21 protein-coding genes and 1 pseudogene are annotated in these 18,581 nt (G+C 62.6%); 10 read left to right on the top strand and 12 right to left on the bottom strand.

Annotation, left to right across the window (positions count from 1 at the left end; all coding sequences use genetic code 11):
* Positions 1-97 precede the first annotated feature (97 nt).
* A complete protein-coding gene (locus AAFX91_RS25570) occupies positions 98-313 on the bottom strand; it encodes a hypothetical protein (RefSeq protein ID WP_130580875.1) in 216 nt (71 codons plus the stop codon).
* A 16-nt stretch (positions 314-329) separates the two neighbouring features.
* Positions 330-539: a hypothetical protein gene (locus AAFX91_RS25565; RefSeq protein WP_130580876.1), complete on the bottom strand. Its 210-nt coding sequence runs from the start codon at positions 537-539 to the stop codon at positions 330-332.
* A 330-nt stretch (positions 540-869) separates the two neighbouring features.
* Between AAFX91_RS25565 and AAFX91_RS25560 the strand changes: the two genes are divergently transcribed.
* Positions 870-1,076: a hypothetical protein gene (locus tag AAFX91_RS25560; RefSeq protein ID WP_394568486.1), complete on the top strand. Its 207-nt coding sequence runs from the start codon at positions 870-872 to the stop codon at positions 1,074-1,076.
* Positions 1,077-1,142: 66 nt separating this feature from the next.
* On the opposite strand, the gene AAFX91_RS25555 is transcribed toward AAFX91_RS25560, so the two are convergent.
* A complete protein-coding gene (locus AAFX91_RS25555; RefSeq protein ID WP_394568484.1) occupies positions 1,143-1,322 on the bottom strand; it encodes a hypothetical protein in 180 nt (59 codons plus the stop codon).
* 215 nt (positions 1,323-1,537) lie between these two features.
* Between AAFX91_RS25555 and AAFX91_RS25550 the strand changes: the two genes are divergently transcribed.
* The 3 genes from AAFX91_RS25550 to AAFX91_RS25540 all read left to right on the top strand — a co-directional run bounded on the left by AAFX91_RS25550 (position 1,538) and on the right by AAFX91_RS25540 (position 3,899).
* The gene (locus AAFX91_RS25550; protein ID WP_282529492.1) at positions 1,538-2,275 is read left to right on the top strand and encodes a Crp/Fnr family transcriptional regulator; all 738 of its coding nucleotides are present in this window, start codon (positions 1,538-1,540) and stop codon (positions 2,273-2,275) included.
* A 599-nt stretch (positions 2,276-2,874) separates the two neighbouring features.
* Positions 2,875-3,222: a DUF3307 domain-containing protein gene (locus AAFX91_RS25545; RefSeq protein ID WP_282529491.1), complete on the top strand. Its 348-nt coding sequence runs from the start codon at positions 2,875-2,877 to the stop codon at positions 3,220-3,222.
* A gap of 278 nt (positions 3,223-3,500) precedes the next feature.
* The gene (locus AAFX91_RS25540) at positions 3,501-3,899 is read left to right on the top strand and encodes a hypothetical protein (protein ID WP_394568481.1); all 399 of its coding nucleotides are present in this window, start codon (positions 3,501-3,503) and stop codon (positions 3,897-3,899) included.
* A 169-nt stretch (positions 3,900-4,068) separates the two neighbouring features.
* Here AAFX91_RS25540 and AAFX91_RS25535 read toward each other — a convergent pair whose 3' ends face one another.
* On the bottom strand, positions 4,069-4,377 hold the full coding sequence (locus AAFX91_RS25535; protein ID WP_394568479.1) for a YkgJ family cysteine cluster protein: 309 nt from the start codon (positions 4,375-4,377) through the stop codon (positions 4,069-4,071).
* Positions 4,377-5,075: a YafY family protein gene (locus AAFX91_RS25530; protein WP_130583417.1), complete on the bottom strand. Its 699-nt coding sequence runs from the start codon at positions 5,073-5,075 to the stop codon at positions 4,377-4,379. Before AAFX91_RS25530 ends, AAFX91_RS25535 begins: the two co-directional genes overlap by 1 nt.
* 154 nt (positions 5,076-5,229) lie before the next feature.
* Here AAFX91_RS25530 and AAFX91_RS25525 point away from each other — a divergent pair, with 154 nt between their 5' ends.
* On the top strand, positions 5,230-5,502 hold the full coding sequence (locus tag AAFX91_RS25525) for a hypothetical protein (protein WP_282529487.1): 273 nt from the start codon (positions 5,230-5,232) through the stop codon (positions 5,500-5,502).
* 36 nt (positions 5,503-5,538) lie between these two features.
* Positions 5,539-6,254 (top strand): annotated as a pseudogene (locus AAFX91_RS25520) (glutathione S-transferase family protein).
* A gap of 100 nt (positions 6,255-6,354) precedes the next feature.
* Here AAFX91_RS25520 and AAFX91_RS25515 read toward each other — a convergent pair.
* Positions 6,355-6,987 (bottom strand): pyridoxamine 5'-phosphate oxidase family protein, encoded by a 633-nt coding sequence (locus AAFX91_RS25515; RefSeq protein ID WP_394568476.1) that lies wholly within the window; start codon positions 6,985-6,987, stop codon positions 6,355-6,357.
* A 117-nt stretch (positions 6,988-7,104) separates the two neighbouring features.
* Here AAFX91_RS25515 and AAFX91_RS25510 point away from each other — a divergent pair, with 117 nt between their 5' ends.
* Positions 7,105-7,998 carry a LysR family transcriptional regulator gene (locus AAFX91_RS25510; RefSeq protein WP_394568474.1) on the top strand — a complete coding sequence of 298 codons (894 nt, stop codon included), beginning with the start codon at positions 7,105-7,107 and terminating at the stop codon, positions 7,996-7,998.
* Positions 7,999-8,020: 22 nt separating this feature from the next.
* On the opposite strand, the gene AAFX91_RS25505 is transcribed toward AAFX91_RS25510, so the two are convergent.
* Positions 8,021-8,473 carry a PaaI family thioesterase gene (locus AAFX91_RS25505; RefSeq protein WP_394568472.1) on the bottom strand — a complete coding sequence of 151 codons (453 nt, stop codon included), beginning with the start codon at positions 8,471-8,473 and terminating at the stop codon, positions 8,021-8,023.
* A gap of 242 nt (positions 8,474-8,715) precedes the next feature.
* Positions 8,716-9,885, bottom strand: coding sequence for a 4-hydroxybenzoate 3-monooxygenase (pobA, locus tag AAFX91_RS25500; protein WP_394568470.1), 1,170 nt, complete (start codon positions 9,883-9,885; stop codon positions 8,716-8,718).
* Positions 9,886-10,023: 138 nt separating this feature from the next.
* Between pobA and AAFX91_RS25495 the strand changes: the two genes are divergently transcribed.
* From AAFX91_RS25495 to AAFX91_RS25485, 3 genes are all read left to right on the top strand, one after another.
* Positions 10,024-11,040, top strand: a complete 1,017-nt coding sequence (locus tag AAFX91_RS25495) for a TRAP transporter substrate-binding protein (protein WP_394568468.1) — start codon at positions 10,024-10,026, stop codon at positions 11,038-11,040.
* A 172-nt stretch (positions 11,041-11,212) separates the two neighbouring features.
* Positions 11,213-11,722 carry a TRAP transporter small permease gene (locus tag AAFX91_RS25490; RefSeq protein ID WP_394568466.1) on the top strand — a complete coding sequence of 170 codons (510 nt, stop codon included), beginning with the start codon at positions 11,213-11,215 and terminating at the stop codon, positions 11,720-11,722.
* 6 nt (positions 11,723-11,728) lie between these two features.
* Positions 11,729-13,048: a TRAP transporter large permease gene (locus tag AAFX91_RS25485; protein WP_394568464.1), complete on the top strand. Its 1,320-nt coding sequence runs from the start codon at positions 11,729-11,731 to the stop codon at positions 13,046-13,048.
* Positions 13,049-13,214: 166 nt separating this feature from the next.
* Here AAFX91_RS25485 and glpK read toward each other — a convergent pair whose 3' ends face one another.
* The 4 genes from glpK to pimC all read right to left on the bottom strand — a co-directional run bounded on the left by glpK (position 13,215) and on the right by pimC (position 18,371).
* The gene (gene glpK, locus AAFX91_RS25480) at positions 13,215-14,717 is read right to left on the bottom strand and encodes a glycerol kinase GlpK (protein WP_394568462.1); all 1,503 of its coding nucleotides are present in this window, start codon (positions 14,715-14,717) and stop codon (positions 13,215-13,217) included.
* Between the two features lie 228 nt (positions 14,718-14,945).
* Positions 14,946-15,719 (bottom strand): SDR family NAD(P)-dependent oxidoreductase, encoded by a 774-nt coding sequence (locus AAFX91_RS25475; protein ID WP_394568460.1) that lies wholly within the window; start codon positions 15,717-15,719, stop codon positions 14,946-14,948.
* Positions 15,720-15,887: 168 nt separating this feature from the next.
* Entirely contained in the window at positions 15,888-17,030 is a 1,143-nt protein-coding gene (pimD, locus tag AAFX91_RS25470) for a pimeloyl-CoA dehydrogenase small subunit (protein ID WP_394568458.1), read from the bottom strand.
* A 150-nt stretch (positions 17,031-17,180) separates the two neighbouring features.
* Positions 17,181-18,371 (bottom strand): pimeloyl-CoA dehydrogenase large subunit, encoded by a 1,191-nt coding sequence (gene pimC, locus AAFX91_RS25465; RefSeq protein ID WP_394568456.1) that lies wholly within the window; start codon positions 18,369-18,371, stop codon positions 17,181-17,183.
* Between the last annotated feature and the right edge of the window lie 210 nt (positions 18,372-18,581).

The following is an 18,581-nucleotide window of genomic DNA, read 5'->3' as shown; positions in this document are numbered from 1 at the left end:
AAGCCTTGAATCACGTTCAATCTGATTTGAGAATCCCAAGAGTCCACACGGCCTAGAGCATGATCCGGAAAAGTGGATAGCGTTCCTGCGAAAGCCGTTATTTCGCGGCGGGAGCCAGATTGCTGAGCGCTCGCTCGCCCGCGGCGATCAGGTCCGTCAGCGTGGTCTTGCCGCCCTCGGCGGATCTGATGATCCGTCTGGCGATTCTCTTGCGAACCGAGTGCCGTTCGCCATGCTGCGTTTGCTCACAGATCCGATCCAAGGCGGCGTTCATAATTGCCAAGGTCTTCGAATCAAATTTGCCCTCGATCATTTGCCCCTCCCTGATCTCACCTCTCATTGGCCGCATCGGCATGGCGGACGGCCAGCATGGCGCTGACATCGAGTACATTCTCGGTCTGCCTGGCTTTCTTCATTAACGCATCGCGCTCGCGGCCAAGCGGCAACCGGCGCGCAGCGGCGCGGGCATCACGGGCGAATTTCTGCAAACGGACCTCGAATGGCTCGGTCGGCCGCGATCTGTTTCGCTTCTTCTTCATGCCGCCTCCGATCTGGAAGCGAAGCTAGTCTGACGCCTCGACAGCGTCCTTAACCTATGAAAGCCGATCAAACCAAAGATGCAAATCTTCGGCGACTGGAACGTTTGCCGCGGCCTGACGTAAGCCTGTTGCTTCCGCTATCCGTCCCCGGAGGATGGCGGAAGCACTCCGATGACAGGCCCCGGCGAAAGAGGTCGCCGGGGCCGTCGAGGCATTCGATCATGATCCGATTAGACGGAATCGGATCATGATCTCATCTCTTTGTTTGAGCATGATCTTTTCGGAAAACCGGTTTCCATTTTTCCGGATCATGCTTTAGGGAATCAGCCGATGACACGTTCGAGCCAAGGCATCGTCAGGGACAACAAGGGCGAAGAGCAGCCTGCCGACAAGCGGCGCGCTCAGACCGTGCACAAGACGGATCCGAAGCATTCGGTTTCGAAGGAAGCGACCCGCGATCCCAAGCTCACCGAGGACAACAAGACGCCGGGTTCGGACATGGGTGCTGACGACAGCGGCGACGCGCCGACGGGATAGGAACGAACTCGCGTTGGGTTTCTTGTGGCGCGGCGCTTCACAACGGCTTGATGCGAATGCGTCCACTTATTCGGAGCCACCGTCCAGTTTGGCGACGATGCGCACCCCCTGCCAGACCTCGATCGTACCGCCATTGAAGTGCTGGCGTGCCTTGGCGACCGCCTCGTCGTCCGTCTCGCTTTCCAGCTCCATCCGCTCGCGAATGTGGCCGTCGATTCCCAACAGATAGGCCCGGTATTCCTGCATCACATTTCCCCGACTGCACCACCGCCGATCGTCACAGACAGGGTTCCGCCTGCGCATTAACATGTGCTGGGGTCCTTGAAGAAACTCGCATTTTAGGCGTCACTACTCGCAACCTGATAGAGTATAATATATAGTTAGCTACTTGAGAGTGAATAACATAGGTTATTGAAATCGGTCCTATCCTTACTCGACTTATTGGCGGGGAGACTGTCCCTTTGAGTCCACTCGTTCGTAAGCTTGAGCAGTTTGTGCGGCTGTCGTCGGCCGATCGCGCGTACCTCACCCGCGCGGCATCGGAACGGCTGCGCAAGTTCGGTCCCCGGGTCGATATCGTGCGCGAAGGCGAGAGGCCCAAGGACGTGCAATTGGTCGTTGCCGGCTGGGCATGCCGCTACAAGCAGTTGGAGGACGGGCGACGGCAGGTGGTGTCCTTTTTCCTGCCGGGCGATAGCTGCGATCTCAACGTCTTCATCCTGCGCGAGATGGACCATTCGATCGGCTCGATCACGGACTGCACCATCGCCGACCTGTCGCGCGATTTCTTCGAGGAGATCAGCGTCGGATATCCGCGCATCGTGACGGCGCTCTGGTGGGAAAGCCTGGTCGATGCCGCGATCCAGCGCGAATGGACGTTGAACCTGGGTCAGCGCACGGCGCTGGAGCGCATGGCGCATCTTTTGTGCGAGCTGTTCTTCCGCCTACGTCTTGCCGGTCTCACCAACGGCGACGGTTGCGACTTCCCCTTGACGCAGGCCGATCTCGCCGACGCCAGCGGGCTGTCCAAGGTGCATGTCAACCGCACCCTGCAGGAATTGCGTTCGGCGAACCTGATCGTCTTGAAAGGCAAGACGCTTGTCGTGCCGGATCTTCGGCGCCTGATGAATGCCGGCCTGTTCAACGCCAACTATCTGCACATGGAGCGCGAAGGCCGTCAGCTCGATGCCACCGAATGATGCCGCCCGGTCGGTGATCGCTTGACGCTTCGTATCACGGACGCCTGGAGGCGGGTGTACTGGTGGCTGAGCCCGGGAATGGCGGCGCTCAGACCCGGCAGCCGGTCGCTGCACGGCGACGCGGGGGGCGGTTCGCGTGACCTCGCAAAATCTTCTTGAAACGCCTGTTTCGTTTGCTCTGTTTGGAGTATTTATCTATTTGTTTTTGCGGGATTTTTTTTGCTGCAACGCAACTCCGTCGCGTTCACGAGGTCGCGATCATGTTGGGCGAGCGATGCTGCGGGCCTGAACGATGTCCGGCTTTGTCCCGACTACAGATGGCCGTCGACTGTTAACCTTTGTGGCCTGCGCGGCGATGCCGCAGCACTATCGCCGTAGGGCCACACCATATGAATTTCGGAGGACCGAGAGGTGCATTCGGGCGCGGGAGATGCCATAAATGGCCGCAAGTTTTGAATATTGCGGGTTTAAGAAGAAGTTGCGCTGACGCCCAGGTCCGGTTTCTCTCCATCATTTTCCATCAGTCGCAGCGAAGGGCGTCAGCTTTGTCGTTTCCATCCATGTCGTCGTCGGTCCCGGTTGCAGCGCTGGTAGGATGGATGCTGCTGCTAACCGCCAAGCACATCGTGGCGGATTTCTTTCTGCAGAATTCCTGGATGGCGATCGGCAAGGATCAGAAGATCGGCTGGGCGCTGCCCTTGTTGGCGCACTGTCTCGTGCACCTTGCGACCTCGCTGCTCCTGATCCTGGTGATCGCGCCAAGATTCTGGTTCGTCGCCTTCATCGATTTCTTCATCCACCTTGCGGTGGATCGCGCCAAGGGAATCACCACCTCGACCTTCGGCGTCACGACCGAGCACCCGTGGTTCTGGTCACTGATCGGCGTCGATCAGGCGCTGCATCACCTGACGGGCTTCGGCCTTTCGATCTTCATGGCCGTGAACTGAGTTGCGTCCGCGTTCTCTTGTGCCGGCAGGCGGAGGTGTCGTCATTCCGGGGCGCGCCGGCGCGATCCCGGAATCCATTGGGCCGCATGTTCAAGCAGTGAAATGGATTCCGGGCTCGATGCTGCGCATCGCCCCGGAACGACGGGGCGCTCCCGAGCGTCAGCGGAGGCCGTTCTGATTCGCTCAAAAATCGCAATCGCCCCGGATGACTACTGGCACCCGTGGTTAACCCTTCGTTAGAGAATTGCACGGCATCTTCCGGACCAGGGAGAACTGCAATGTTTTCAAGCCGCAATGCCTTCGAGAACGACGTTTGCCCGGTCCGCGAGGAGCTGCTCGGACAGATGTACCGCGCCAATCCTGCTGGCCTTCAGGCCCTCGTCGAAAGCGTTTCGTCCGATGTCCGGGCAATGCTGGCGCTGTTCTGCTATCGCCGCCATCATCTGCATTCGCTGGCAGTGGCGATCGCCGCAAGCTGCAGCGAACGCGAGCTCGCTTATTTCGGCGGCCACGTCGGCAACAACCTTTATAAACTGTCCCGCCAGCCGGCCCGCTCCGCAGCGCCCTCGCACGGCGGCCGCAAGCCGATCACGCTGTCGACCAAGCCGCTGGCGACCTTCGCGCCGATCGTCGACGACCTCGACGAGGAAGAGGTTGCCGAGACTGTGACGGTCTAAGCTCCACCTAGCCACGAACTCTCCCTCATCCCGAGGAGCCGCAAAGCGGCGTCTCGAGGGATGGGCCGTGGGCAAGATCGGGGCCTCATGGTTCTCCCGGCGATGCGCAGCATCGTCCGGACGCGCGAAGACGCGCTCCTCACCATGAGGGACTCCTGCCGTATCCGGGCTACGGTTCACCTGCCAACACCGGCAGTCCGTGCCGGCGTCGCGCCATCGCGCATTCCGCATCGCCGGGCATGCAGGTGCGGCAGACCTCGGGCCGTATCGCATAGATCGCGCAGCTCGTGGCCACGCCGATCTTGCCTGACAGTGCCGAGCAGCGGTCGCCGTCGCAGCGCATGCCGGATTGCCTTGCATTGACGTATTCTAGCGGGATCAGGTCGAGCTCCGCGTCGTCCTCGGTGGTGAAGCGCGGCCAGTTCTCGGAGTAGAAGCAGCACGCGCCGCAGGCCTGGCAGGGATTCTCGGTCGCCATCAGATGTCCTTCGGCGCTTCCCAGACCAGGCTGCGGCGCCAGCGCGCCCGCAACAGGTCGCGCCTTTCCGGATATTTCTCCTCATGATAGACCGCGTTGATCACGCGGTCGGTGCGGAAACTGCGGAAATCCTTCCGCAACTCGCACCATGCCGCCAGGATCCGCACCGCCTCGTGATAGCCGACTGCGATCGGCCAGATCGTCCGTTCGGTGTCGCGGCCACGTTCATCGCGATAGTTCAGCGTGATCTTCCTGCCGTCGTGGATCTGCGCGCGTGTCCGCGCCATGTCGATGCGGTCGGGCTCCTGGTTCCGCGCCCAGCGGGCGCGGCTTGCGGGTTCGAGGACGAACGGCCGCAACCGCTCCGGCACGGTATCGGCGATCTTCGCCATCAAATCCTGCGCGGCGCGCGCCAGCGCCGGATCGGCGTGGCCCGTGACCCAGCTCGCGCCGAGCACGCAGGCCTCGATCTCGTCGGGCGTGAGCATCAAGGGCGGCAGGTCGAATCCCTTTTCCAGGATATAGCCCATGCCGGCTTCGCCGCGAATCGGCACGCGCTGCTCGATCAGGGTCGCGATGTCGCGATAGATCGTGCGCTTGGATGTCTCGAGCTCGGCGGCGATCGCATCCGCGGTCAGCGGTTTGCGGGTGCGCCGAAGCACCTGGATGATCTGAAACAGCCGGTCGGCGCGTCTCATGGCAGCTCTCTTTGGTCGGTCTCTTTGGCTGGTCTCTTGGCTAGTGAGTTCCAGGCCGTCGATTTTCCGAGGTCGGCCTCGCCGCTGCTGACAGGATGTTGGCAGCAGGGGGTGGTTATAACGGGACAACATCTCAACTGAAGGGAATTTGTCCATGCTGAATCATCTTAGTAAGGCCGGCCTCGATAGCCGTCTTGAAAGGTTCAGGCGAGCCCAAACCTTTGCGTTGGAACAGCTCGTCACAATCCACACCGTCTCCTGCGACCTCCGCTGGGCGCTCATCGAACTGGCCCTGCGTTCGATCGCCGCCCTGTTGACGGCGGGCGGGAGGCACGTGGTCTTCCGCAGCCGCCGCCTCGTGAAACGGGTTCGTTTGGCGACCCATTTTACCCCTGCTGACACCATGGTGGCAGCAGGGGGCCGCTAGGCTCGGTGCCGTTTTTTGGAAATTGGGAGGCTCCAGATGATCATTCTCCACGGCTTCGGCCCGGGGTTCGGCTTGCCGGAAATCAGCCCCTTCGTGACCAAGACCGAGGTCCAATTGAAAATGGCCGGGCTTGCCTATTGCAAGGAGAGGGCGATGCCGCCGAGTTCGCCCAAGGGGCAATTGCCCTATATCCGTGACGAAGCGGAGACCATCGCCGATTCCACTTTCATCCGCGCGCATATCGAAGGCAAATACGGCTTTGACTTCGAGCGCCCTTGAGCCTGCAGGCGCGCGCGCAGGCCTGGGCGTTCGAACGGATGATCGAGCACCACGTCTATTGGGCCCTGGTCGGTGCGCGCTGGGTCGATGAAACCAATTTTGCCAAGGGACCGGCACATTTCTTCGACGGCGCGCCGGAACATATACGCGAGGACGCTCAATTCCGGGTCGCCGAGAACTATCTCCTGTCTGGCCTCGGCCGCCATGCGCCCGATGAGGATATCGACCTTGCCATCCGGTCGCTGTTCGCGCTTTCCGTGCAACTCGGCGACAAGCCGTATCTGATGGGCGATACGCCGTGCGGCACGGATGCCACCGCGTTCGGGGCGCTTGCGGGAATCCTGACCCCGTTCTTCGATTCGCCGCTACGCGCGCGGACCGAGAAGTTCAGGAATCTCACTGACTATGTCGACCGGATGATGGGGCAATATTATCCGGAGTTCGCCTGGTCGCCGGTGCGCGAAGCGGCCTAGCTACGATGAGGTTGCAGCTCGTAGCGTTTTCGAGCGAAGTGGATACCGGTTCGCGTGAAGAAAACGCGTCAAAACAAAAGACCAGAGCTTCGGTTCTGATTTAATCAGAACCGAAGCTCCGGGGCTCGGCTTTCAATGCGGCCAGCTCCGCCTCGAGCTCGGCGATGCGTGCGTCGCGTGCGGCCAATGCCCCAGCGACATCGGCGGCATCGAACTTCTGTGGGATGTGCTGCGGACAGTTGGTGTCCCAGGTGGATATCTTGAACAGGATCACCTGCTCAGCACGCGCCCTGTAATCCTTGGGCATCAGCGATTGCGTCAGCGCCGGGTCGTCGTCGACCAGGCGCGCTTCCCCCCAGAGCTTGACGCGTCTGCGATGCGCGTAATCCATCACGAAGATATACGCCTTCGGATTCTCCGACAGATTGCCTTGGGTGATGTACTGCCGGTTGCCGCTGAAGTCGGCGAACGCGATGGTGCTGGCGTCCAGGATCTTGATGAACCCCTTCGGTCCGCCGCGGTGCTGGATATAGGGCTGGCCATCGGCAGACGCCGTCGCGAAATAGAAGCTGTTGGTGTTGGCGAGGAAGGCCGCGAGATTCTCGTCGATCTCGGTGCGCCAGCCGCGCCGTTCGACTTGGGCATAGGCCTCGCGCGAACCTTTGCGCGCCTGGATCGCCTTCACCGCCGGCGTGAAAGCGACGTCACTCGGATAGGTCTGTGTGTTTGACATTTGAGCCTCCTGGCATGGACTGCCAAAGCGTCGTTTCACCATGGAAGATGGGACCGTTCCCCGGTCGAACAATCAAGGCGATTGACACTTCACTATTGCGCATTATGCAATAATGCGATGGACCGTATTGATGCCATGCTGGCCTTCGTCGCCGTGGCCGATCTGCAGGGCTTCGCCCCCGCCGCTCGAAAGCTCGGGCTGTCGCCATCGGCCGTGACCCGGCTGATCGCGGCGCTGGAGGAGCGGCTCGGCGCGCGGCTGTTGCAGCGGACCACGCGGTCCGTGACCCTGACCGATGCCGGTTCGCGCTATCTCGAGCGTATCAGGCGCATCCTTGCCGATCTCGAAGAGGCCGAGGAGGCGGTCGAGGGTGAACGCACGCGCCCGGCCGGGCGATTGGTGATCTCGGCGCCGGTCGGCTTCGGCCGCCTTCATGTCAGTCCCATGGTCACGGCCTATCTGAAGCGCTACCCCGACGTTGGCGTGGACCTCAGGCTGTCCGACCGCATGATCAACCTGGTGGAGGAGGGCGTCGACCTTGCCGTCAGGATCGGGCACCTGCCGGATTCGACGCTGGTTGCACGCCATGTCGGCGAGATGCGGCGCATCGTGGTGGCGTCGAAGCAATATCTGAATGCTCGCGGCGAGCCGAAGCGGCCCTCGGATATATCAGCGCACGACACCATTCAGTTCGGCGCCATGTCGGCGGCGCCGGATTGGCGCTTCGTCGAGGAAGGGCAGGAGGTCCGCGTTTCGCCGAGCCCGCGCTTTTCATCCAACAGCGCCGATGCCGCGATTCAATATGCCGAAGCCGGCGGCGGGCTGACGCGTGTGCTCGCCTATCAGGCGGCTGCTTCGCTGAAGGCAGGGCGGCTCAGGATCGTGCTGGCGAAATTCGAAGAGCCGCCGCTGCCAATCCACATCGTCTATCCGACCTCGCGCTTGCTCTCGGCCAAGGTGCGCACCTTCATCGATCTCGTCGCCGAGACCGCGGACTGGCGGTTCGGATGACGGCTATCGTGCCGGGTTCGCGCTACGCGCGTCCCGAGACGACGTCCTTCTTCGGCATCACCCGGAACGTCCCATTCGCCCGCGCGATGATGACGTCGTCCGCCTTCACCAGGCTCTGCGCAAAGCAGATCGTGCTGCCGGTCTTGATCACGTCGGTCTCGACCGCGAGCCACTGACCGATCTCCGCGGTGCCAATGAAATCGACCGCAAGCGAGACCGTTACCAGCGAGGATGTCCAGCCCATCACTTGGGCGCAGCTATAGCCCATCGCGTTGTCGGAGAGCGCCGCGATCAATCCGCCATGGATCAGGCCGCGCGAGTTGGTATGCGCCTTTGCGAGCCTGAGCCCCATGATCACCGCCCTGTCGGTGCGCTTCGAATAAAGCGGCTCCCAGGGATCGGTGAGCGGGCTCTTGCGGAAGTGAGGCTCAAAGCCTTCCGGAATGTCGGCAATGACGGAAGTATCGCTGTTCATGGTCGGCTCGTATGTCTGGTGATCTCGGTGCCATTGAACGCGATGTCGATGACAGTTTCACCGCATACAAAGTTTTAAACGGCATCTGCGCGGATGTTTGAAACACTCCGTCGTCATTGCGAGCGAAGCGAAGCGATCCATTTCTCCCCGCGTGGGCGCATGGATTGCTTCGTCGCTTCGCTCCTCGCAATGACGGCGTAGCCCGTAGGGCGGGCACGCTGCGCTTTGCCCACCCTACAATTTTATAGCGGCAATCCGACGTAGTTCTCCGACAGCGACGTCGACGCCGCCTTGGAACTGACGAGATAGTCCAGCTCGGCGAGCTGGATTCGTGCGCCGAACTCGCCCAGGTCGGGGAATTTGTGCAGCATCGAGGTCATCCACCAGGAGAAGCGCACGGCCTTCCAGACCCGCGCCAGCGCTCTGGCGGAATAGCCATCGATGCCGGCGGAAGATTTCTCGTCGTAGTACTCACGTAGGCCCTGCGACAGGTAGTGCACGTCGCTGGCGGCGAGGTTCAGCCCCTTGGCGCCGGTCGGCGGCACGATGTGCGAGGCGTCGCCGGCCAGGAACATCCTGCCGAAGCGCATCGGCTCGGCGACGAAGCTGCGCAGCGGCGCGATGCTTTTTTCGATCGAGGGACCGGTGACGAGTTCGTCCGCCGCCTTCTGGTCGAGCCGCCGCTTCAGCTCGTCCCAGAAACGCTCATCGGGCCATTGGTCGATGTGATCGTCGAGCGGACACTGCACGTAATAGCGGCTGCGGTGCATCGAGCGCATCGTGCACAGCGCAAAGCCCCGCTCATGGTTGTTGTAGATCAGCTCGTGCGAAACCGGAGGGGTATCCGAGAGGATGCCGAGCCAGCCGAACGGATAGACCCGCTCATACGTCTTGATCGCGGAATCCGGCACGCTGGCGCGGCTGACGCCGTGGAAACCGTCGCAGCCCGCGATGAAGTCGCAGATGATCTCGCCTGCTTTGCCGTCCTTCACGTAAGAGACGCGCGGATGGTCGGTGTCGAAATCATGCGGCTGGACATCGGCGGCCTGATAGATGGTGGTGAGCCCGGCCTGCTGCCGCGCGTTCATCAGGTCGAGCGTCACCTCGGTCTGGCCGTAGATCATGACCGTCTTGCCGGTCGCCGCGTGCATGTCGATGCGATGGCGGGCGCCGCCGAAGGCGAGTTCCAAGCCGTGATGGATCAGCCCCTCGCGATGGGCGCGCTGGCCTGCGCCGACCTCATCGAGCAGGCTGACCGTGCCCTCCTCCAGCAGGCCGGCGCGGATCCGCGCCAGCACATAGTCCGGCGTCTGCCGTTCCAGGATCACGTTGTCGATCCCGTAGGCGTGAAGTAGTTGCCCAAGCAACAATCCTGCCGGACCTGCGCCTATGATTGCTACCTTTGACCGCAATATTTGCTCCTCCCGATATTGTAGGCTTCAGCTTATACCGCTTGGCGGGCCGCTGTCGTCAGCTTGCAATGGTGATTATATCATATAACAATAATCGCAAAGGGCCGCCAAAGGCCTGCAAAGAGGGAGAGGATGCCGATGAGGAAGACGGTTCTGGCGCTGCTGCTGGCCGCCAGCGTGACCCCTGCGTTCGGGCAGGAGAAGAATTTCGACCTGAAGATCTCGCATTGGGTGCCGGCGTCCCATCCGCTGCAGAAGTCGCTGGAGGACTGGGCCACGGCCGTGGAAAAGGACTCCGGCGGCACCATCAAGGGCAAGGTGTTCCCGGCGCAGCAACTCGGCAAGGCCTTCGACCATTACGACATGGCGCGCGACGGTATCGCCGATGTCACCTATGTCAATCCGGGCTACCAGCCCGGCCGCTTCCCGATCGTCGGCGCCGGCGAATTGCCGTTCCTGATTTCGGACGCCAAGGGCGGCTCGATGGGACTTGATGCCTGGTACCGCAAATATGCCGAGAAGGAGATGAAGGACGTCAAATACTGCCTCGCCTTCGTCCATTCGCCGTCTTCGTTCCATTCGCGCACCAAGAAGATCGTCGTGCCTGAGGACGTCAAAGGCCTGAAGATCCGCCCCGCCCATGCCACCATGGCCAATTTCGTCACCTCGCTGGGCGGCACGAATGTGCAGTCCTCCGCGCCTGAACTGCGGGATATCATCGAGCGCGGCGTAGCCGACGGCGTCACCTTTCCCTGGGGCTCGCTGGTGCTGTTCGGCATCGACAAGGTGACGAAATACGACATGGAGGCGCCGCTCTATGTCACGACCTTCGTCTTCGTGATCAACAAGGACAAGTACAACGCGATGTCCGACCGCCAGAAGGCCGCCATCGACAAAAACTGCTCGACCGAAATGGCGGGGATCGTCGGCGAGCACTGGGGCAAGTTCGAGGACGCCGGCATCGACAAGGTGAAAGCCGAGTCCGGCCATGAGGTCTACAAGCTGACGCCGGAGCAGACCGCGCTGTGGAAGAAGGCGGCCGAGCCGCTGGTCAAGACCTGGGCCGACGGCGTCAAGAAGACCGGCGTCGACGCGGACGCCGCGATGGCCGACCTGAAGGCCTCGCTCACGAAGTACAACGCGCTCGCGCAGTAGTTCTCCCTCTCCCGCTTGCGGGAGAGGGCCGGGGTGAGGCTGTCTCCGCGATGGGACCGTCCGCGTGGAGAGAGCCCTCACCCGGCGTTAACGCCGACCTCTCCTGCAAGCGGGAGAGGTGAACCGAGCTTGCGGATAGCCGAACGATACCAAGCCATAGGACGCCCCGTATATGAAACGCGCTTACATGGACCGTTTCATCGACACGATCGAATGGATCGCGGCCGGATTCGTCGGCATCGTCGCCGCCAATATCTTCCTCGCGGTGCTCTTGCGAAACACGCTGAACTACGCGATTCCCGATTCCTTCGACATCGGGCGGATGCTGCTCGGCATCCTGATTTTCTGGGGCATCGCCGCGACGTCCTATCGCGGCACCCACATCACAGTCGATCTGGTCTGGGCCAATGTCGGGCCGAGATACCAGCGCCTCATCGACGTGTTCGCGACACTGGTGCTGCTGTTCGTCGTCACCGTGCAGACCTGGACATTGTTCGACAAGGTGCGCGGCACCTATAACGACAATGTCCTGACCTTCGATCTGCATATGCCGACCTGGCCGTTCTTCGCGCTCGCCTGGATCGGCGACGTCTCCGCCGTGCTCTTGATCGCGATCCGCACTTACCGGCTGATCTTCCACCCGGAAGAGATGCACGATCCCAAGATCAAGGCGACGGAGTAAGCGCCGATGAGCACCGACGCCGTCGCCATCCTCGGCTTTGTCGCGCTGTTCGCGCTGATGCTGCTCCGCGTGCCAGTCGGCATGGCGATGGGCCTCGTCGGCGTCTGCGGTTTCAGCTATCTGGTCGGCGCCACGCCGGCGCTGAAACTGGTCGGGCAGACCTCGATGCGCACGGTGACCGATTACACCTTCGGCGTGATCCCGATGTTCCTGTTGATGGGGACCTTCGTCAGCAATTCCGGCATGAGCTGCGAATTGTTCCGCGCCGCCAACGGCTTTGTCGGCCATCTCCGCGGCGGGCTCGGCATCGCCACTGTCGCCGCCTGCGGCGGCTTCGCCGCGATCTGCGGTTCCTCGGTCGCGACCGCCGCGACGTTCTCGGCCGTGGCCTATCCGGAGATGCGCCGTTTCGGCTATCCGCAATCCTTTGCCGCTGGCGTGATCGCGGCGGGCGGCACGCTGGGCGCAATGCTGCCGCCGTCGACCGTGCTCGCTGTCTACGGCATCATCACCGAGCAGGACATCGGAAAGCTCTTCATCGCCGGCATCATCCCGGGCCTGCTCGCGATGACCATGTACATGATCACCATCGCGCTGATCGGCTATGTCAGGCCCGGCTTCCTGCCGACGGGCAAACGGATGCCGTGGCGCGAGCGCTTCGCCGGCCTGCGCGACATCTGGGCGCCGGTGCTGCTCTTCATCTTTGTCATTGGCGGCCTCTACGGCCTGCCATTCCTGCCGCGCTTCACGCCGACGGAGGCGGGCGGCGTCGGCGCCACCGGCGCGTTCCTGATCGGCATTCTCACCGGACGATTGGACAAGGAGAAGATCCTTAACTCGCTGTTGCAGGCGACGCGCACCGCGGCCGCTGTGTTCACCGTGCTGATCGGCGCGCTGATCTTCGGCTATTTCCTCACGGTGACTCAGACCCCGCAGAAGGTCACGGAGTTCCTCACCGGCCTTGGGCTCGGCAGCTACGGCATCCTCGCCGTCATCATGGTGATGTATCTCGTGCTCGGCTGCCTGATGGACGCCATGGCGATGATCATCCTGACCGTGCCGATCATCTTCCCGGTCATCATGCACCTTGGTTTTGATCCGATCTGGTTCGGCGTCATCATCGTGATGACGGTCGAGCTCGGCCTGATCCATCCGCCTGTTGGCATGAACGTGTTCGTGATCAAGAGCGTGGTGAAAGACGTCTCCTTCTCCACGATTTTCAAGGGCGTGATCCCCTTCGTGATCACCGACCTGATCCGCCTCGTGATCCTGATCGCCTTCCCGCTGCTCGCCACCTGGCTGCCGCAACGTATGATGGCGAATTGAGGTGCGGTGGTGCTGTAAGCGTGGCGATTAGTTGAAGTGTGGCGATCTCTCCATTCGTCATGGCCGGGCTTGTCCCGGCCATCCACGCTCTTCGTTGCCGCCAAGCGTGGATGCCCGGGACAAGCCCGGGCATGACGGAAAATATGGCGCTGGCGGTAACGACCTATCACTCCCCCTCATCGCTCGCCAGCACGCCCTTCACCGCGCGCGCCCAGCCGGCGAGCTTGCGCTCCCGCGTCGCCTGGCTCATCGCAGGCTTGAAGCGGCGCTCCAATCGCCAATTGTCGGCGAATTTTGTCGGCTCGGGATAGATGCCAGCGGCAAGGCCGGCCAGATAGGCGGCCCCTAACGCCGTGGTCTCCTGGATCATCGGGCGGTCGACCGGGGCGTCGAGCAGGTCGGCCAATCGCTGCATGGTCCAGTCGGACGCGGTCATGCCGCCGTCGACGCGGAGCACGATATTGGCTGCCGTCGAATCCGGCCAGTCGGCGCGCATCGCGGCCCAGAGATCGTAGGTCTGGTAGCAGACGCTTTCCAGTGCGGCGTGCGCGAGCTCGGCCGGGCCGGTGTTGCGGGTGAGGCCGAACAGCGCGCCGCGCACGCGCGGATTCCAGTAGGGCGCGCCCATGCCGACGAAGGCCGGCACCAGATAGACGCTCTGCATCGAATCGGATTTGTCGGCGAGCGGCCCGGTCTCGGCGGCCTGCCTGATGATACCGAGCCCATCGCGCAGCCACTGCACCGCGCTTCCGGCGACGAAGATCGAGCCTTCCAGTGCGTAGGTGCGTTTGCCGCCGAGCTGATAGGCGATCGTGGTCAGCAGCTTGTTCTTTAACTTCACCGGCGTGGTGCCGGTGTTGAGCAGCGCAAAGCAGCCGGTGCCATAGGTCGATTTGATCATGCCGGGCTCGAAACAGGCCTGCCCGATGGTCGCGGCCTGCTGGTCGCCGGCGATGCCTGCGACGGCGATGCTGCCGCCGAACAGGTCGGGGATGCTGTCGCCGAATTTGGCGGAGGAGTCCTTCACCTCTGGAAGCATCGAGCGCGGTACGCCGAGGATCTTCAAGAGCTCGTCATCCCACTCGCCGGTGTGGATGTTGAACAGCAGGGTGCGCGAGGCGTTGGTGGCGTCGGTCGCATGCACCTTGCCGCCGGTGAGCCGCCACAGCAGGTAGCAATCGACGGTGCCGAACAGGAGTTCGCCGCGCTCGGCACGTTCGCGCGCGCCGGGCACGCCGTCGAGGATCCAGGCCACCTTCGTCCCCGAGAAATAGGGGTCGATGATCAAGCCGGTCTTGGCCGAGATCACAGGCTCATGGCCTTCGGCCTTCAGTCTGGCGCAGAAATCCGCGGTGCGGCGGTCCTGCCAGACGATCGCGCGGTGCACCGCCTGACCCGTAGCGCGGTCCCACACCACAGTGGTTTCGCGCTGGTTGGTGATGCCGATCGCGGCGATGTCTTTCGCCTTTAGACCGGCTTTCTCCAGCGCATTGCGGCAGGTGGCGATGGTCGAGGTCCAGATATCCTCCGGCTCATGCTCGACCCAGCCGGAAGCCGGGAAGTGCTGCGGGAACTCCTGCTGCGCCACCGCCGCGATGGAGATATCGCTGCGGAATACGATGGCGCGCGAGGACGTGGTGCCCTGATCGATGGCCAGCACAAAGGACATGGGGCTCCTTCCCGGACGTGATTGCTTGTTGCGCCAAGGGAGCGGATTGGCGCGGGAAGGTCAATATCTCAGGTCGGGCGGGCTGCTTAACCTCGCCCCGCTCTTGCGGGGAGAGGTCGGCGCGCAGCGCCGGGTGAGGGGACGCGCCGCATTCACGGTGTTCGGAATTCGTGGAGGCAGCCTCTCACCCCGACCCTCTCCCCGCAAGAGCGGGGCGAGGGAGAGCCGCTACACCGCCGCCGTGGTGACGCCGCCGTCGATGACGATGGTCTGGCCGGTCATGAAGGTGGAGGCGTCGGAGGCGAGATAGGCCACCGCGCCGGCGATCTCGTCGGGCTCGCCGATGCGGCGGAGCGGGGTGGTGGCGGTGCGCCGTTTCAGAAGCTCCGCGTCTTCCCAGAGCGCGCGGGCGAAATCGGTCTTGACCAGGCCGGGCGCGACGCAATTGACGCGCACGCCCTTCGGTCCCCATTCGCCGGCCAGGCTGCGGCAGAGTGCGAAGTCGGCCGCCTTCGAGATGCCGTAGGCGCCGATCACGGTCGAGCCGCGCAATCCCCCGATCGAGGAGATGATCACGACGGAGCCATTGCCGCGCTCGGCCATTTGCGGGATCGCCAGCGCGCAGAGCCAGATGTTGCTCTTGACGTTGGAGCCCATGATCTTGTCGAACGCCTCGTCCTTGATGTCGAGCAGCGGGCCGTAATACGGGTTCACCGCAGCGTTGCAGACGAGGATGTCGATCTTGCCGTAATGCTTGGTCGCGTCGGAGATCAGCGCCTCGACCTCCTCGCGGCGCGAGATGTTGCAGGGGATCACATGCGCATCGCCGCCGTTACTGTTGATGCCGTCGGCCACTTCCTTGCAGGCGTCGGCCTTGCGCGAGGAGATCACCACCTTGGCTCCGAGCTTCGCCAGCAGTTCGGCGGAGGCACGGCCGATGCCGCGGCTCGAGCCGGTGATGACAGCGACCTTTCCGGTGAGATCGAACGGGGTGTTCTTCATTGTTGTTTCCCTCTTCTGTTCTGTTCGCATTTTGCCACACCGTCATGGCCGGGCTTGACCCGGCCATCCACGCTCTTGTTTTGCCGCCAAGACGTGGATGCCCGGGACAAGCCCGGGCATGACGGTCATTGTGCGGCTGCAGCCTCCCAAGTCACGAGCGGGCGGAGACTAGATCAACCCGCCCGCGTCAGCGACACGGCGCAGGTGATACTCGGTGTCGCCAAAGGTGTTCTCGATCATGGTGAGACGCTTGAAGTAGTGGCCGATCTTGGCCTCCATGGTCATGCCGATGCCGCCATGGAGCTGGATCGACTGCTGGCCGACGAACTTCAGCGACTTGCCGATCTGCACCTTGGCCGCCGCGATTGCGCTCGCGCGCTCCTTGGCGTCCTCGAAGTCACCAGCCATGGTCGCGAACATCGACATCGAACGGGCCTGCTCGGCCGCGACGAACATGTCGGAGGCGCGGTGCTGCAGGCTCTGGAACGAACCGATCGCGACGCCGAACTGCTTGCGCGTCTTGATGTACTCGACGGTCTCCTTGAGCGACTCGTCCATCGCGCCGACCGCCTCCGCGCACAGCGCGACGCGGGCTTCGTCGACCACGCGCTCGATCAGCGCCAGCGCATCCTCGGGGTTGCCGATCGCGGCATCGCTGCCGACTTCCACGCCGGTGAAGCTGATGTCGGCGGCGTGCAGGCCGTCCTGGGTCGGATAGCCCTTCCTGCTGATGCCCTTGGCATTGGCCGGCACCAGGAACACGCCGATGCCGTTTCTGTCGCGCCGCTCGCCCTTGGTGCGCGCGGTCACGATCAGCGTGTCGGCGTTCTCGCCGTTGAGGACGACGAACTTCTCGCCGTCGATGACGTAAGCCGAGCCCTTCTTCTTGGCGGTCGTGGCGACGTCGAACAGGTCGTAACGCGAGTTCTTCTCGAGCTGCGCGAAGGCAAACGTCTTGCTGCCGTCGATGATCCCAGGGATATGCGCGGCCTTCTGCTCGGCCGAGCCGCCATGGCGCAGGAAGCCGCCACCGATCACCACGGTCGCAAGATAAGGCTCGAGCACCAGCGCCTTGCCGAGCGCTTCCATCACGATCATGGTCTCGACGCCGCCAGCGCCGAATCCGCCGTCCGCCTCAGTGAAGGGCAGGCCGAGCAGGCCCTGCTCGGCGAGCTTGCTCCAGACGGCTTTGCTCCAGCCGCCCTTCTCCTGCATGTACTTCTTGCGCTGCTCGAAATCGTAGGAATCCGTCAGCAGGCCGTCGATGCTTTCCTTGAGAAGCCGCTGCTCCTCGGACAAATCAAAATCCATGTTCTTGCTCTCTCAGGATTATCGGAAACTCTCCGTCATGCCCGGGCTTGTCCCGGGCATCCACGCTCTTGCTGTGCCCGCACCACCGCGTGGATGGCCGGGTCAAGCCCGGCCATGACGCCAGCGTGTGTGACCGTAAGAGTCGTCAACTCAAAGCCCCAGCACCGCCTTGGCGATGATGTTGCGCTGGATCTCGTTGGAGCCGCCGTAGATCGAGACCTTGCGGTTGTTGAAGTAGCTCGGCGCGATCTGGGCGGTCCAATCCATGGCCTCGTTCGAGCCGTCGTCGCCATGCACGTCATAGGGCGCGGCGAACGGGCCGATCACTTCCATCAACAGCTCTGTCGTGGTCTGCTGGATCTCCGAGCCCTTGATCTTGAGCACCGACGATGCCGGGTTGGGCTTGCCCTTGCCATGCTTGCCTTCGTCGGCGACGACGCGAAGCTGGGTCAATTCCAGTGCCTTCAGCTCGATCTCGCAGGCCGAGAGTTTTTCGCGGAAGGTCGGATCCTGGATCACCGGCCGGCCCCCGGATTCGACCTTGGAGGCGAGTTCCTTGATGCGGCGCAGCCGTTCCTTGGAGACGCCGACCCGCGCAATACCGGTGCGCTCGTTGCCGAGCAGGAATTTGGCGTAATCCCAGCCCTTGTTCTCCTCGCCGATCAGGTTCTCGATCGGGACCTCGACATTGTCGAAGAAGACCTCGTTGACCTCATGGCCGCCGTCGATGGTCTGGATCGGCCGGACCGTGACACCCTTCGACTTCATGCTGAACACGATGAAGGAGATGCCCATCTGCTTCTTGGCGCTGGGATCGGTGCGGCACAGGCAGAAGATCATGTCGGCATGCTGCGCCAGCGTGGTCCAGGTCTTCTGGCCGTTGATGATCCACTTGTCGCCCTTGCGCTCGGCCTTGGTGCGGAGCGAGGCGAGGTCCGAGCCCGAGCCCGGCTCCGAGAAGCCCTGGCACCACCAGTCGTCGACACTGGCGATGCGCGGCAGGTATTGCTTCTTCTGCTCCTCGTTGCCGAAGGTGTAGATCACCGGGCCGACCATGCTGACGCCGAAGGCGAGCGGCTGCGGCGCCGGATAGGCTTGCAGCTCCTCGTTGAAGATGTAGTGCTGCACGGATGTCCAGCCGGTGCCGCCATATTCCTTCGGCCAGTGCGAGACACCCCAACCCTTCTTGTTCAGGATGCGCCACCAGGTGACCATCTCATCCTTGGAGAGGTGACGGCCCTCCTGCATCTTCCGCCGCGTGTCCGGCGGCACATTGTCCCTGAAGAACGCCCGCACTTCCTCGCGAAACGCCACTTCTTCCTTGGTGAAAGCGAGATCCATCGGATCCTCCTTGTGATGAATTATCTGTCATTCCGGGGCGCGCGTTAGCGCGAACCCGGAATCTCGAAGTAACAAACCTCTGGATTCCGGATCGGCCGCTTCGCGCCCGTCCGGAATGACGCAATGAGCCTTAAGGCCGTGTGGACTCTTGGGATTCTCAAATCAGATTGAACGTGATTCAAGGCTTTCTTTTAGGAGGAAGCCTTGGGC

The sequence above is a fragment of the Bradyrhizobium sp. 31Argb genome, from assembly GCF_043638955.1.
Taxonomy (GTDB): Bacteria; Pseudomonadota; Alphaproteobacteria; order Rhizobiales; family Xanthobacteraceae; genus Bradyrhizobium.
This window is presented reverse-complemented; position numbering and strand designations above follow the sequence as displayed.

Excerpts from the sequence above, each read along its gene's own strand:
- AAFX91_RS25570 (WP_130580875.1), bottom strand. The coding sequence starts at position 313 with ATGATCGAGGGCAAATTTGATTCGAAGACCTTGGCAATTATGAACGCC.
- AAFX91_RS25535 (WP_394568479.1), bottom strand. The coding sequence starts at position 4,377 with ATGGCGACCGAGAATCCCTGCCAGGCCTGCGGCGCGTGCTGCTTCTAC.
- AAFX91_RS25530 (WP_130583417.1), bottom strand. The coding sequence starts at position 5,075 with ATGAGACGCGCCGACCGGCTGTTTCAGATCATCCAGGTGCTTCGGCGC.
- AAFX91_RS25545 (WP_282529491.1), top strand. The coding sequence starts at position 2,875 with ATGCTGCTGCTAACCGCCAAGCACATCGTGGCGGATTTCTTTCTGCAG.
- AAFX91_RS25485 (WP_394568464.1), top strand. The coding sequence starts at position 11,729 with ATGAGCACCGACGCCGTCGCCATCCTCGGCTTTGTCGCGCTGTTCGCG.
- pimD (WP_394568458.1), bottom strand. The coding sequence starts at position 17,030 with ATGGATTTTGATTTGTCCGAGGAGCAGCGGCTTCTCAAGGAAAGCATC.
- AAFX91_RS25490 (WP_394568466.1), top strand. The coding sequence starts at position 11,213 with ATGAAACGCGCTTACATGGACCGTTTCATCGACACGATCGAATGGATC.
- pimC (WP_394568456.1), bottom strand. The coding sequence starts at position 18,371 with ATGGATCTCGCTTTCACCAAGGAAGAAGTGGCGTTTCGCGAGGAAGTG.
- AAFX91_RS25540 (WP_394568481.1), top strand. The coding sequence starts at position 3,501 with ATGTTTTCAAGCCGCAATGCCTTCGAGAACGACGTTTGCCCGGTCCGC.
- AAFX91_RS25555 (WP_394568484.1), bottom strand. The coding sequence starts at position 1,322 with ATGCAGGAATACCGGGCCTATCTGTTGGGAATCGACGGCCACATTCGC.
- AAFX91_RS25525 (WP_282529487.1), top strand. The coding sequence starts at position 5,230 with ATGCTGAATCATCTTAGTAAGGCCGGCCTCGATAGCCGTCTTGAAAGG.
- glpK (WP_394568462.1), bottom strand. The coding sequence starts at position 14,717 with ATGTCCTTTGTGCTGGCCATCGATCAGGGCACCACGTCCTCGCGCGCC.
- AAFX91_RS25505 (WP_394568472.1), bottom strand. The coding sequence starts at position 8,473 with ATGAACAGCGATACTTCCGTCATTGCCGACATTCCGGAAGGCTTTGAG.
- AAFX91_RS25495 (WP_394568468.1), top strand. The coding sequence starts at position 10,024 with ATGAGGAAGACGGTTCTGGCGCTGCTGCTGGCCGCCAGCGTGACCCCT.
- AAFX91_RS25560 (WP_394568486.1), top strand. The coding sequence starts at position 870 with ATGACACGTTCGAGCCAAGGCATCGTCAGGGACAACAAGGGCGAAGAG.
- AAFX91_RS25475 (WP_394568460.1), bottom strand. The coding sequence starts at position 15,719 with ATGAAGAACACCCCGTTCGATCTCACCGGAAAGGTCGCTGTCATCACC.
- AAFX91_RS25510 (WP_394568474.1), top strand. The coding sequence starts at position 7,105 with ATGGACCGTATTGATGCCATGCTGGCCTTCGTCGCCGTGGCCGATCTG.
- AAFX91_RS25515 (WP_394568476.1), bottom strand. The coding sequence starts at position 6,987 with ATGTCAAACACACAGACCTATCCGAGTGACGTCGCTTTCACGCCGGCG.
- AAFX91_RS25565 (WP_130580876.1), bottom strand. The coding sequence starts at position 539 with ATGAAGAAGAAGCGAAACAGATCGCGGCCGACCGAGCCATTCGAGGTC.